Annotated in this window: 15 protein-coding genes and 1 other annotated feature; of the genes, 2 read left to right on the top strand and 13 right to left on the bottom strand. The window is 55.8% G+C overall.

Features of this window, described 5'->3' with window-relative positions; all coding sequences use genetic code 11:
• Positions 1-15: 15 nt before the first annotated feature.
• Both NUX24_RS03145 and NUX24_RS03140 read left to right on the top strand, forming a co-directional pair.
• Positions 16-1,407 (top strand): GntP family permease, encoded by a 1,392-nt coding sequence (locus tag NUX24_RS03145; protein ID WP_063142909.1) that lies wholly within the window; start codon positions 16-18, stop codon positions 1,405-1,407.
• Between the two features lie 10 nt (positions 1,408-1,417).
• Positions 1,418-2,188 (top strand): 3-hydroxybutyrate dehydrogenase, encoded by a 771-nt coding sequence (locus NUX24_RS03140; protein WP_257829843.1) that lies wholly within the window; start codon positions 1,418-1,420, stop codon positions 2,186-2,188.
• Between the two features lie 40 nt (positions 2,189-2,228).
• Here NUX24_RS03140 and selO read toward each other — a convergent pair whose 3' ends face one another.
• The 13 genes from selO to infC all read right to left on the bottom strand — a co-directional run bounded on the left by selO (position 2,229) and on the right by infC (position 12,947).
• The gene (gene selO, locus NUX24_RS03135; RefSeq protein ID WP_257829841.1) at positions 2,229-3,671 is read right to left on the bottom strand and encodes a protein adenylyltransferase SelO; all 1,443 of its coding nucleotides are present in this window, start codon (positions 3,669-3,671) and stop codon (positions 2,229-2,231) included.
• Positions 3,672-3,732: 61 nt separating this feature from the next.
• A complete protein-coding gene (locus NUX24_RS03130) occupies positions 3,733-4,449 on the bottom strand; it encodes an EAL domain-containing protein (protein ID WP_047651963.1) in 717 nt (238 codons plus the stop codon).
• Positions 4,450-4,743: 294 nt separating this feature from the next.
• A complete protein-coding gene (locus tag NUX24_RS03125; RefSeq protein WP_008500650.1) occupies positions 4,744-5,208 on the bottom strand; it encodes an NlpC/P60 family protein in 465 nt (154 codons plus the stop codon).
• A gap of 74 nt (positions 5,209-5,282) precedes the next feature.
• A complete protein-coding gene (gene btuD / locus NUX24_RS03120; RefSeq protein WP_257829837.1) occupies positions 5,283-6,038 on the bottom strand; it encodes a vitamin B12 ABC transporter ATP-binding protein BtuD in 756 nt (251 codons plus the stop codon).
• Entirely contained in the window at positions 6,038-6,589 is a 552-nt protein-coding gene (locus NUX24_RS03115; RefSeq protein ID WP_214575580.1) for a glutathione peroxidase, read from the bottom strand. Before NUX24_RS03115 ends, btuD begins: the two co-directional genes overlap by 1 nt.
• Before the next feature lie 34 nt (positions 6,590-6,623).
• Positions 6,624-7,604 (bottom strand): vitamin B12 ABC transporter permease BtuC, encoded by a 981-nt coding sequence (btuC, locus tag NUX24_RS03110; RefSeq protein WP_257829834.1) that lies wholly within the window; start codon positions 7,602-7,604, stop codon positions 6,624-6,626.
• Between the two features lie 103 nt (positions 7,605-7,707).
• Positions 7,708-8,007, bottom strand: coding sequence for an integration host factor subunit alpha (gene ihfA / locus NUX24_RS03105; protein ID WP_003857805.1), 300 nt, complete (start codon positions 8,005-8,007; stop codon positions 7,708-7,710).
• A 4-nt stretch (positions 8,008-8,011) separates the two neighbouring features.
• Positions 8,012-10,399, bottom strand: a complete 2,388-nt coding sequence (pheT, locus tag NUX24_RS03100) for a phenylalanine--tRNA ligase subunit beta (RefSeq protein WP_257829832.1) — start codon at positions 10,397-10,399, stop codon at positions 8,012-8,014.
• Positions 10,400-10,414: 15 nt separating this feature from the next.
• On the bottom strand, positions 10,415-11,398 hold the full coding sequence (gene pheS / locus NUX24_RS03095) for a phenylalanine--tRNA ligase subunit alpha (RefSeq protein ID WP_020884406.1): 984 nt from the start codon (positions 11,396-11,398) through the stop codon (positions 10,415-10,417).
• 62 nt (positions 11,399-11,460) lie between these two features.
• Positions 11,461-11,585, bottom strand: a sequence feature (Phe leader region).
• Complete coding sequence (gene pheM, locus NUX24_RS03090; RefSeq protein WP_001386830.1) at positions 11,536-11,580, bottom strand: pheST operon leader peptide PheM; 45 nt, start codon at positions 11,578-11,580, stop codon at positions 11,536-11,538. Its footprint overlaps the feature before it by 45 nt.
• A gap of 117 nt (positions 11,586-11,702) precedes the next feature.
• Positions 11,703-12,059 carry a 50S ribosomal protein L20 gene (gene rplT, locus NUX24_RS03085; RefSeq protein ID WP_000124850.1) on the bottom strand — a complete coding sequence of 119 codons (357 nt, stop codon included), beginning with the start codon at positions 12,057-12,059 and terminating at the stop codon, positions 11,703-11,705.
• A 50-nt stretch (positions 12,060-12,109) separates the two neighbouring features.
• The gene (rpmI, locus tag NUX24_RS03080; protein WP_003030583.1) at positions 12,110-12,307 is read right to left on the bottom strand and encodes a 50S ribosomal protein L35; all 198 of its coding nucleotides are present in this window, start codon (positions 12,305-12,307) and stop codon (positions 12,110-12,112) included.
• Between the two features lie 97 nt (positions 12,308-12,404).
• Complete coding sequence (infC, locus tag NUX24_RS03075; RefSeq protein WP_014069901.1) at positions 12,405-12,947, bottom strand: translation initiation factor IF-3; 543 nt, start codon at positions 12,945-12,947, stop codon at positions 12,405-12,407.
• Between the last annotated feature and the right edge of the window lie 2 nt (positions 12,948-12,949).

The following is a 12,949-nucleotide window of genomic DNA, read 5'->3' as shown; positions in this document are numbered from 1 at the left end:
AAGTGAGGAGTCGTAATGAGTGTGTTAATTGCCCTGGCGGCGCTGGCGCTGCTGATGCTGGCGGCCTATCGCGGATACAGCGTTATTTTATTTGCGCCGATTGCGGCGCTCGGCGCCGTGCTGCTGACCGATCCGGGTGCCGTCGGCCCGACGTTTACCGGCCTGTTTATGGAAAAGATGGTCGGCTTCGTCAAGCTCTACTTCCCGGTGTTCCTGCTGGGCGCGGTGTTTGGCAAGCTAATTGAGCTTTCCGGCTTCTCGCGCTCCATCGTCGCCGCCGCGATTCAGATCCTCGGCCGTCGCCACGCTATTCCGGTGATCGTCCTGGTGTGCGCGCTGCTAACCTACGGCGGCGTTTCACTGTTCGTGGTGGCGTTTGCGGTTTACCCTTTCGCCGCGGAACTGTTCCGCCAGAGCGGCATCCCTAAGCGGCTGATCCCGGCCACCGTGGCGCTGGGGGCATTTTCGTTTACCATGGACGCCCTGCCCGGCACGCCGCAGATCCAGAATATCATCCCCACCAGCTTCTTTGGCACGAACGCCTGGGCCGCGCCGTGGCTGGGGCTTATTGGCTCTCTGTTTATTATCGTCTTTGGCCTGCTCTGGCTGGAGCGCCAGCGTCGTAAGGCGTTCAATAACAACGAAGGCTACGGCACGGATCTGAAAAATGAACCCGAAACGCCGGATAACATTAACCTTCCACACCCGCTGATTGCTATCTCCCCGCTGCTTGTAGTGGGCATACTGAACCTGCTGTTTACCCGCTGGATCCCCGGCTGGTACGGCACGACCCACGAGCTGACTCTGCCAGGCCTGGCGAAACCCATTGTGACCGAGGTGGGCAAGATCACCGCCATCTGGGCCGTCGAGGCGGCGCTGATCTCCGGTATCGTGCTGGTGCTGATTTTTGGCTTTCGCAATATACGGGGGCGTCTGGCTGAAGGCAGCCGGACCGCGGTGAGCGGTGCCATTCTGGCGGCGATGAATACCGCCTCGGAATACGGTTTCGGCGCGGTGATCGCCGCCCTGCCCGGGTTCCTGGTGTTATCCAAAGCGCTGGCGGCCATCCCGAATCCGCTGCTGAATGAAGCCATCAGCGTGACGGTGCTTGCGGGCATCACCGGCTCGGCGTCCGGCGGGATGAGTATTGCGCTTGCCGCCATGTCCGACTCGTTTGTCGCCGCCGCCCACGCCGCCAATATTCCTCTTGAGGTGCTGCACCGCGTGGCGTCGATGGCGAGCGGCGGGATGGATACCCTTCCCCATAACGGCGCGGTGATTACCCTGCTGGCGATTACCGGCCTGAGCCATCGCCAGGCCTACGGCGGCATTTTCGCTATCACTATCATCAAAAGTCTGGCAGTGCTTTTTGTCATTGCCGTGTTCTATCTGACCGGCATTGTGTAAGGAGAGAAAGATGAATCTGAACGGTAAGACCGCGCTGGTGACGGGCTCGACCAGCGGCATTGGACTTGGGATCGCCCGCGTGCTGGCGAAGGCCGGGGCGCAGCTGATCCTCAACGGTTTCGGCGACAGCGAATCAGCAAGAGAAGAGATTGCGCAACTGGGCAAAAAGCCGGGCTATCACGATGCGGACCTGCGTGACGTGCTGCAAATTGAAGCCCTGATGCGCTACGCCGAATCGCAGTTTGGCGGCGTGGACATTCTTGTCAACAACGCCGGAATACAGCATGTCGCCCCGGTTGACGCGTTTCCGGTGGAGAAATGGAACGACATTATCGCCATTAATCTCTCCTCGGTGTTTCACACCAGCCGGCTGGCGCTGCCCGCCATGCGCGAGAAAAACTGGGGGCGCATCATCAATATCGCCTCGGTTCACGGGCTGGTCGCGTCAAAAGAGAAGTCAGCCTACGTGGCCGCCAAGCACGGCGTGGTGGGCTTTACGAAATCGCTGGCGCTGGAAACCGCCCGCTCCGGCATTACCGCCAATACCATCTGCCCCGGCTGGGTGCTGACGCCGCTGGTGCAGCAGCAAATCGACAAACGTATCGCTGACGGCGTACCCCCGGAGCAGGCTCGGGAACAGCTTCTCGCGGAGAAACAGCCTTCGGGCGAGTTTGTCACACCTGAGCAGCTGGGTGAACTGGCGCTGTTTTTGTGCAGCGAGGGCGCCGTGAACGTTCGCGGCGCCGCGTGGAATATGGATGGCGGCTGGGTTGCGCAGTAATTTTTGCCGGGTAAGGCGACGCCGCCACCCGGCAAAATCTCTAGCTTGAGCAGCTGACCTCAAGCCGCTTGCCCCAGTCAGGCGGGCGGCTGACGTAGTCATCATCCCGGTCGGCAAACGGCGTGCGCAACGCCACATGCAGACGGTGTAGTTCGTCGTACTCGCCCTGCTCTGCCTGCTCAATCGCCCGCTGCGCCAGCCAGTTGCGCAACACCATCGCGGGATTCGTCGCGTTCATCTGCGTCTGGCGAGTGGCGTCGTCCACCTGCTCCTGCTGCAGACGCGCGCGGTAAGTTGCAAACCAGTCGTCAAACGCCTGTCTGTCAATAAACTCGTCGCGCAGCGGCGAGGCCGCACTGTGCTGCTCCGTCTGGCTCAGCATCCGGAAGGTACGGGTATAATCGCTGCCCTCGCGCGCCATCAGGGCAAACAGGCCGTTGAGAATGTCGTTATCGCCCCTCTCCTGCGTCATCAGTCCCAGCTTGTTGCGCATCAGCGTGCCGTATTCTCGCAGCAATATGTCCTGATAGCTGTCGAGTGCATCATTGAGGGCATCTACGTCGATGAACGGCGACAGGGTTTGCGCAAGCCGCTGCAGGTTCCACAGGCCAACCGCTGGCTGATTGTCAAAGCTGTAACGTCCCTGATAGTCGGAGTGGTTGCAGATATAGCCAGGCTGATAATCGTCCAGGAAACCAAACGGGCCGTAATCAAAGGTCAACCCGAGGATCGACATGTTGTCCGTATTCATGACGCCATGGGCAAAGCCCACCGTTTGCCAGCGGGCAATCAGGGCTGCGGTTCGGGCAACCACATCCCTGAACCAGATAACGTATTTATCCGCCTCGTCCTGCAAATGCGCCCAGTGGTGACGAATGGCAAAGTCAGCCAGCTGGCGCACCTTTTCCGGCTCGCGACGGTAGTAAAAGTGCTCAAAATGGCCGAAGCGCAGATGGCTTTGCGCGATACGCATCAGCATTGCGCCCCTTTCCACCGTTTCGCGAACAACCGGCGTATCGCTGGTCACGATCGACAGCGCTCGGGTAGTGGGGATCCCCAGGGCATGCATCGCTTCGGAGCCCAGGCATTCGCGAATCGTTGAACGCAGAACTGCACGCCCGTCGCCCATTCGCGAATAGGGAGTAAGGCCCGCGCCTTTCAGGTGCCAGTCAACCGTCTCCCCGTTGGGAAGCTGTTGTTCGCCGAGCAGGATCCCCCTGCCGTCGCCCAGCTGCCCCGCCCAGACGCCAAACTGATGTCCACTATAGACCTGAGCCAGAGGCTGCATCCCGGCGAGAAGCGTTTCACCGCCCCAGACGCCAGCGCCTTCTGAATGCTGAAACAGCTCAGGCGGAATGGCCAGCTCTTCTGCCAGCAAATCGTTATGCCAGATAAGGCGTGAATTTTGTAACGGTGTTGGTTTGAGTGCGGTGTAAAAGCCAGGCAACTCGTCATGCCAGTGAGCAGTAAAAGACAGGGTCATAAGTCCTCCTGCTTTTAGTGTAGAGGGTTTACCCGGACTTAAACACGGGCGAAAGCAAGGGTTATCGCTGCTGAACCAGCGATGTAACGTGCTCCGCAGAGACGGCTGGCCAGAGTGCGCCCTGCATGGCGCCAAAATTGAAGGACAACACGCGTTGTAACAGGCCGTGGTCGTCAATGCCTGAGACGATCACTGACTGGCAGTGCGGTGTGATTTGCCAGAGGATGGCGCGCATAAAGGGCTCAAAAGAGAGCTCCGGGGCACGCTGCTGAATGAAGCCTTTGTCCAGAATAACCCGTTTAAATAATCCATCATAGACCGCTTTGAGCGATGCTGCGCCTGCGCCAAAGTTTGCCAGGACCAACGGGAAATGGATTGCCATTCTCGCCAGCTGCAGATCGTCTTTTCCGTTATTTAAACCTGGATAATTCTCATTAACAGTAAACTCAAGAAACGGATAACGCTCAAGGATTGAAACAGCGTTTCCATCACTTAATAAAAATTCAACTATTGCAGGTGTAATATTGATCCATGCAATTAACTGATGCTGAATAAAAAACAGTTTACAGGTATCAAGCAATTGCAGTTTTTCGTTAAACAGCACTAACTCTTCAGCTGCTGAAAGCCGAGGGATAACGAGCTCAGTGGGGATCCGCACATCGCTACCGACGCCAGTAAAGTTAACCAGAACCTCTAAACCTTTAAGCTCCCCGGCGCTATTACGGGCGGGCAGAAGCAGCAGTTCAGACTGGTAAGCATTATCTAGCGTAATAATCATTGCACTCGCTCCGCATTAAAGATGAGAGAGGACATCCTGGAGCAATTGCCGACACAATTCCACTGTCTTGATTTTAATAAGATTAATTTCATTAGTTCCGTATTTATTTTCAGATTTATCCCTGAATCTAAAATAATTTTATCCTGGTTGCCGAATAATAGCCAGTTTTAGATAAAACAGACACATGCAGGATTCGCTAATTTTAGATAAATTTAACTTTAAGCATCTTATTTGAGAAAAAACGGCATGATTAATTAGAGACCATGCCGTCATAAGAGAAGTGTCTGACAAAGACTATATACGTCGTGCCTGCCAGAAATTTTTACGCCAGTAAACGTTATCAAGAGAAGAGCGCATCACGCCGCGGCTTGTCGAAGCGTGAATGAACTGATTGTCTGTATCATATATGCCCACATGAAGACCGCTTTCACCCGAGCCGGTTTTGAAGAAAACCAGGTCCCCGGGCAGAAGATCGTCTTTATCAATTTCAGTGCCTATTTCTGCCTGTTTGCGCGTTTCGCGCGGAAGCTGTAAATCAAACTTGTCGCGGAACGTCATCAGCACGAAGCCGGAGCAATCCACGCCGCCGCGGCTCATGCCGCCGTAGCGATAAGGCGTACCGCGCCAGTTGCTCAGCTGATCGTTAAGGCTGGCAATGACGGTGATCGAATCTGAAAGCCGTGGGTTAGGCGGCGGCGCACGATGGCTACTGCATCCCGCAAGAAAAAGTGCGGCCATCAGGAGAAACCAGAATCGCATTTTCAGACGAATCCTCTGCTTTTTTTGTTCTTTTCGTAATTTAGCGTGCAATTGCGCTAAGAGGCAAGGAACGGTTACGTCTGCCCGGTAGAAATCAGCATCTTATGTCCCTCAATATCCAGCCTGCGGAACGACATGTTGTACGCGCGGGCAAGATGGGGCGGCGTAAGCACCCGATCCCGGGCACCGCTGGCGATCATCTTTCCCTGCGACAGCAGCCACACCCGGTGGGCATGACGCAGGGTGTGGTTGAGGTCATGACTGCTCATCACCACGGCGATACCTTTTCGGCTCAGGGCGCTTAACAGCGTATCCAGTGCCGCCTGCTGCGCCACGTCCAGACCGCTCATGGGTTCATCGAGAAGCAGCATTCGCCCGTGAGGATTACCTGCCGGGTGGATCTGAAGAATGACGGCCGCCAGGCGCACCCGCTGCCACTCTCCGCCGGAAAGCTGGCTGGCATGCCGTGACAGTTTATCTTCCAGCCCCAGGGCCACGGCCACGTCTGTCAGCAGTGCCGTCTGTTGTTTGTCGTGCAAATGCAGCATCAGATAGTGCCAGACCGGCATCGCAAAAGGCGGCACCTGCTGCTGCACGAGGTAACTGCGCCGATGCGCCAGCGAGACCGGTGACCACTCGGCAAGCGTATGCTCCAGCAGCGTTATCTGCCCTTCTCCGTCGGTCATGCCTGCCATCCGTGCCAACAGCGTGCTCTTCCCTGCACCGTTTGGCCCGACAAGATGCAGGATTTCTCCCGCATTGATGGATCCGGTTATCGGCTCCAGACGTCCCCTCTCGGCAACGTCCGTGAGCTGCATCAGCAGCGACATTATTTCGCCAGCGCCAGCTTGATCGATTCCATGACGATCGGATCCTCAGGGGTCATATCCGGAGAAAAACGCTGAACGACCTGGCCGTCGCGGCCAATCAGGAATTTTTCAAAATTCCACAGGATATCGTCCGGGTAAAGCGGCGCGCGGCCTTTGCTGGCCATGCGTTCATAAAAACCGCTTCCTTCCGGCGCAACGGCCTTCGGCGCGGCAGCGATCAGCTTCGCATACAGCGGATGGCGGCCTTCGCCGTTGACATCGATTTTGCTGAACATCGGGAACGTCACGCCATAGGTGGTGCTGCAGAAGGTTTTAATCTCCTCTTCGCTGCCCGGCTCCTGGCCCAGGAACTGGTTGCACGGGAAGCCCAGCACGGTGAAACCGTCTTTCTCCCAGGCCTTCTGAATGTTCTCCAGCTGCTCGTACTGCGGCGTCAGGCCACACTTGGATGCCACGTTGACGATAAGCAGCACGTTGCCTTTGTAGCCTTCCAGCGTGGTGTTAACGCCATCAATGGTGGTCACTTCAGTATTCAGGATATCTGACTGCATAGCATTCCCTCAGGTTGTCTTACGGCTAGTTGTTTTAACGTCCAGCTTTTAATAGTAGCCAGATAAAGACCGGCGCGCCCAGCGTGGCGGTCACCACGCCGATGGGCAGCTCTGCGGCCGTCAGGGCAAGCCGGGCGATGATGTCGGCCACCAGCAGCGTGACGGCCCCGGCAACCGCCGAGGCCGGAAGCAGGGTTCGATGGTCCGTGAGGCCACACAGGCGCAGCATGTGCGGAATCACCAGCCCGATAAAGCCGATCGCGCCCGCCAGAGCCACGCTGACGCCGACCAGCCAGCCAATGGCTATGACCAGCACATTACGCCAAAACCCAATCGGCATGCCGAGCTGGCGGGCAGAAGTTTCCCCCAGCGCGAGCATATTCAGCGGCTGCGCCTGCAGGGCAGCCCACACGATGACCGGTACCAGCAGCGCCATCAGCCAGCCCTGGTGCCAGTCAACGCCTCCGAAGCCGCCCATCATCCAGTACATCAGCTGACGCAGGTCAAAGGATGTTGAGAAGTAGACCGCCCAGGTCATCAGCGCGCTGCAGATGATCCCTAGCGCCACGCCGGCAAGCAGCAGACGGCTGGTCGATAAGTGCCGTCTGGCAAATCGAAGAAGGATCGCGGTGATCAGCAGCGCGCCGAGGATAGCGCTCAGGCTAATACTCCATCCGGAGAGTTCTCCTCCGCCGAGCATTACCGCCGCAATCAGGCCTACGCCTGCGCCGTTTGACACGCCGAGCAGCCCGGGCTCCGCCAGAGGGTTATCAAACAACGCCTGCATTATGGTACCGCACAGCGCCAGCGCGGCGCCGACCAGAACCACCGCGACGGTGCGCGGCAGGCGAATTTGCCAGACGAAGAGCTGCCCGTCAGTCCCCCACCAGCTTTCTGGCCCGATCCATCTGTCGCCCGCGCAGAGGCTCACGCCTGCGGCGACAATGAGCAACAGCACCAGCAAAAACAGGCGACGCTTATCGGAACGGTGCTGGCGATGGGCATAATCAAGCATGGGTACGGTTTTAGTAGCGTGAGATGTAATTGATTTTACGGCGGGTTTGCCGGAGAGCGCAAAGAAAAAAGGCCGCGTGGGCGGCCTTTTTAGTTAGTTCATATTACTCTGCTTTGGGCGTTGCGTTTTCGACACGGCTTTTCAACTTCTGGCCGGGTCTGAAGGTCACCACGCGGCGGGCTGTAATGGGAATATCTTCCCCCGTCTTCGGGTTGCGGCCCGGACGTTGGTTTTTGTCTCGCAAATCAAAATTGCCAAAACCGGAGAGTTTTACCTGCTCACCATTTTCCAGAGCACGACGGATCTCTTCGAAAAACAGCTCTACCAGCTCTTTGGCATCCCGTTTGCTAAGCCCAAGCTTATCAAACAGATATTCTGACATTTCAGCTTTTGTAAGCGCCATAGGTTCAATCCCTCAATGATGCCTGGAATCGCTCTTTTAATGCCTCTACACATTTGGCGACGGTAGCGGCAATCTCCTCTTCTTCGAGTGTACGGCTGGTATCCTGAAGGATAAGGCTAATAGCGAGGCTCTTGAAACCTTCTGCTACGCCCTTGCCGCGGTACACGTCAAATAAGTTTACGCCAACTACCTGATTTACGCCAACTTTCTTACATTCGGCCAAAATATCTGCTGCAGGCACATTTTCCGCGACCACAACCGCGATATCACGGCGGTTTGCCGGGAAGCGGGAGACGTCCTGAGCCTGAGGAATAACGCGGTCAGCCACCGGGTTCCATTCCAGCTCGAACACGATGGTACGGCCGTTCAGGTCCAGCTTACGCTCCAGCTCAGGGTGAACAACCCCAATAAAACCAACGCGTTTGCCGTCTAAATAGATCGCTGCGCTCTGGCCCGGATGCAGAGCCGGGATAGCTTCTGCGCGGAATTCAATTTCAGATAATTTACCGGTCAGATCCAGAATCGCTTCCAGATCGCCCTTCATATCGTAGAAATCAACCGTGCCTTTTGCCAGGTCCCAGTGCTCTTCATAGCGGTTGCCGCTGATGGCGCCAGCCAGCATGAGATCCTGACGGATGCCTAAATTTGCCTGATTATCCGGTACAAAGCGCAAACCGCTTTCGAAAATTCGCACGCGGTTTTGCTGGCGATTCTGGTTATAAACGACAGTGCCCAGCAGGCCCGTCCACAGAGACAGACGCATCGCGGACATTTCGCTGGAGATTGGGCTTGGCAGGATCAGCGCCTCCTGGCCCGGGTGGATCAGTTGCTGCAGCTTTGGATCAACGAAGCTGTAGGTGATCACTTCCTGGTAGCCTTTGTCGTTCAGCATGGTTTTCACACGCTTCAGGGACAGGTCGGCTTCACGGTGGGCGCCCATCACCAGACCTGCCTGGACAGGCTCGTCAGGGATGTTGTTGTAGCCGTAAACGCGGGCCACTTCTTCCACCAGATCTTCTTCAATTTCCATGTCGAAACGCCATGATGGCGCAACGGCTTTCCACTCGTCCTGGCCTTCGGTAACTTCACAGCCCAGACGTTTCAGGATGTCGGTCACCTGCGCATCGGCAACGTGGTGACCAATCAGGCGATCCAGCTTGCTGCGGCGCAGGGTGATGGTCGCACGCTTCGGCAGCGTTTCTTCGTTGGTGACGTCGATAACCGGGCCCGCTTCACCGCCGCAGATGTCGATCAGCAGGCGGGTCGCACGTTCCATCGCCTTGTACTGCAGCGCCGGGTCAACGCCGCGCTCGTAGCGGTGAGAGGCATCGGTATGCAGGCCGTGACGGCGTGCGCGACCGGTGATGGAGAGCGGGCTGAAGAACGCGCATTCCAGCAGGACGTTTTGCGTCTCGTCGTTGACGCCTGAGTGCTCGCCACCGAAGATACCGCCCATTGCCAGCGCTTTGCTGTGGTCAGCAATCACCAGGGTGTCGGCGTTCAGTTTCGCTTCGCTGCCGTCCAGCAGAACCAGGGTTTCGCCCTCTTTCGCCATGCGCACAACGATGCCGCCGTCGATACGGTCTTTATCGAACGCGTGCATTGGCTGGCCCAGCTCCAGCAGAACGTAGTTGGTCACGTCAACCACGGCGTCGATAGAGCGAATACCGCAGCGGCGCAGCTTCTCTTTCATCCACAGCGGGGTTGGCGCTTTCACGTTGATGCCTTTCACCACGCGACCGAGGTAGCGCGGGCAAGCATCCGCAGCGTCAACCTGAATAGGCAGCACGTCACCGATGGTCGCTTCAACCGGCGCGATTTCCGGCGCGTTCAGTTCGGTCTGGTTCAGCACGGCAACGTCGCGCGCCACGCCGATGATCCCTAAGCAGTCGGCACGGTTTGGCGTGACGCTGATTTCAATGGTGTTGTCATCAAGCTTCAGGTATTCACGGATATCGGTGCCGACTGGCGCATCCAGCGGCAGCTCAATGATGCCGTTGTGATCGTCGGAAATACCCAGCTCGGAGAAGGAGCACAGCATGCCTTCAGACGGCTCGCCGCGCAGCTTAGCCGCTTTAATTTTGAAATCGCCCGGCAGCACTGCACCGACGGTCGCCACGGCCACCTTCAGGCCCTGACGGCAGTTTGGCGCACCGCAGACGATATCCAGCAGACGGTCACCGCCCACGTTTACTTTTGTCACGCGCAGTTTGTCAGCGTTAGGGTGCTGGCCGCACTCGACCACTTCACCGACGACCACGCCGTTGAAGGCTCCGGAAACCGGCTCAACGCCGTCCACTTCCAGACCCGCCATGGTGATCTGGTTAGAAAGCGCGTCGCTGTCCAGCGTGGTGTTCACCCACTCGCGTAACCACAGTTCACTGAATTTCATTGTTCTGTCCTGCCCTTATTTAAACTGTTTGAGGAAACGCAGATCGTTTTCGAAGAATGCACGTAAGTCGGTCACGCCGTAGCGCAGCATAGTCAGACGCTCCATGCCCATGCCGAAGGCAAAGCCGGAGTAAACTTCCGGATCGATACCCACGTTGCGCAGCACGTTTGGATGCACCATGCCGCAGCCCAGCACTTCCAGCCATTTGCCGTTTTTACCCATCACGTCAACTTCCGCAGACGGTTCGGTGAACGGGAAGTAGGACGGGCGGAAACGAACCTGCAGATCTTCCTCAAAGAAGTTGTTCAGGAAATCGTGCAGCGTGCCCTTCAGGTTGGTGAAGCTGATGTTTTTATCAACAATCAGACCTTCCATCTGGTGGAACATTGGGGTGTGGGTCTGATCGTAGTCGTTACGATAGACGCGGCCCGGCGCGATAATACGGATTGGCGGCTCCTGCTCCTTCATGGTACGGATCTGAACGCCGGAGGTCTGAGTACGCAGCAGACGCGTAGCGTCGAACCAGAAAGTGTCGTGGTCAGCGCGTGCCGGATGATGGCCAGGAATGTTCAGGGCGTCGAAGTTATGGTAATCATCTTCGATTTCCGGGCCAGTCGCCACGGTAAAGCCGAGCTCACCGAAGAAACTTTCAATGCGATCGATGGTGCGGGTAACCGGGTGCAGACCACCGTTTTCGATACGGCGACCCGGCAGAGAAACGTCGATCGTCTCTGCGGCCAGACGCGCATTCAGCACCGCGCTTTCCAGCTCGGCTTTGCGCGCGTTCAGCGCCTGCTGTACCTGCTCTTTGGCTTCGTTAATCACCGCACCCGCTGCCGGGCGTTCTTCTGGCGGCAGCTCACGCAGGGTTGTCATCTGAAGGGTCAGGTGCCCTTTCTTCCCAAGATATTCGACGCGGACATTGTCTAACGCGGCAACATCTGAGGCCTGATTAATGGCGGCTGTTGCACTGGCAACCAGCTCTGCGAGATGTGACATGATTTTCCTCATTATGTCGGTGCAGACACCGATTTGGTGGAGTTATTCTCTCAAATTCAGGCACAAAAAAAGCCTCCATTGGGAGGCTTATCTGGCGCTGTTTTTCGTTTCATCTTTCACGCGCTAGCCTCCTGAAATCAGGTGCTAAAGTAAAAGAAGAAGCGGAAAATAGCAGCATTCATGCTTGCGTTACCTTGTTTGGTAAAAACCGTTAAGACCTTATTGAAAAGCCTGGACGGATAAATGTCAATCTTCTGATGGTGTTAAATGAAAAGAGGGAGCAAAGCCCCCTCTCTCAACTGGCTTATGCCAGTGCTGCTTTCGCTTTTTCGACCAGAGCGGTGAACGCTACTTTGTCGAATACTGCGATGTCAGCCAGGATCTTACGGTCGATTTCAACAGAGGCTTTTTTCAGGCCGTTGATGAATTTGCTGTAAGAAATACCGTTCTGACGTGCTGCTGCGTTGATACGCGCAATCCACAGTTGACGGAACTGACGCTTACGCTGACGACGGTCACGGTAAGCGTACTGACCTGCTTTGATAACAGCCTGGAAAGCAACGCGGTATACGCGTGAACGCGCACCGTAGTAGCCTTTAGCTTGTTTCAAAATTTTCTTGTGACGTGCACGTGCAATTACACCACGTTTTACGCGAGCCATATGTGCTCTCCTGTATCTATATTCTTAGTAAAAAATTAAACGTTAACGGCTTATGCGTACGGCAGGCACGCGATAACCAGACCCAGATCGCCTTTAGAAACGAGGCCTTTTGGACGCAGGTGACGTTTACGCTTAGTAGATTTTTTGGTCAGAATATGACGCAGGTTTGCGTGCTTACGCTTAAATCCACCACCACCGGTTTTTTTGAAGCGCTTAGCAGCACCGCGTACGGTCTTAATTTTTGGCATCTTAATAACTTCCACTTCGCATTGTTAAATAAACGAAACATAGGCGAACAAAACCTATGAAACCCGAAGGCTCCACAGATTTTGCTACTTGAAGGCCTTACTGTTTCTTCTTAGGAGCGAGCACCATGATCATCTGGCGGCCTTCGATCTTCGTAGGGAAGGATTCGACTACTGCCAGTTCACTCAGATCGTCACGGACGCGGTTAAGCACTTCCATACCAATCTGTTGGTGGGCCATCTCACGACCGCGGAAACGCAGTGTGATCTTGGCCTTATCGCCATCTTCCAGAAAGCGAATCAGGCTGCGGAGTTTTACCTGATAATCGCCATCGTCGGTACCAGGACGGAATTTGATTTCCTTAACCTGGATAACTTTTTGCTTCTTCTTCTGTTCCTTAGAAGACTTACTCTTTTCATAAAGGAACTTGCCGTAGTCCATGATACGACAAACTGGCGGTTCGGCGTTAGGGCTGATTTCAACTAAATCTACTCCAGCTTCTTCAGCTTTTTCGATCGCTTCTCTCAGACTCACAATCCCCAGTGGTTCACCTTCAAGATCTGTTAAGCGAACTTCCTGGGCGCGAATCTCGCCATTGATACGATTCGGACGTGCCGTTTGAACTCGTTTTCCGCCTTTAATAC

Source organism: Enterobacter sp. HG048, from assembly GCF_024702055.1.
GTDB classification, from domain to species: domain Bacteria; phylum Pseudomonadota; class Gammaproteobacteria; order Enterobacterales; family Enterobacteriaceae; genus Enterobacter; species Enterobacter dykesii.
The sequence above is the reverse complement of the archived record's forward strand: the minus strand, read 5'-3'. Positions and strand labels throughout refer to the sequence as shown.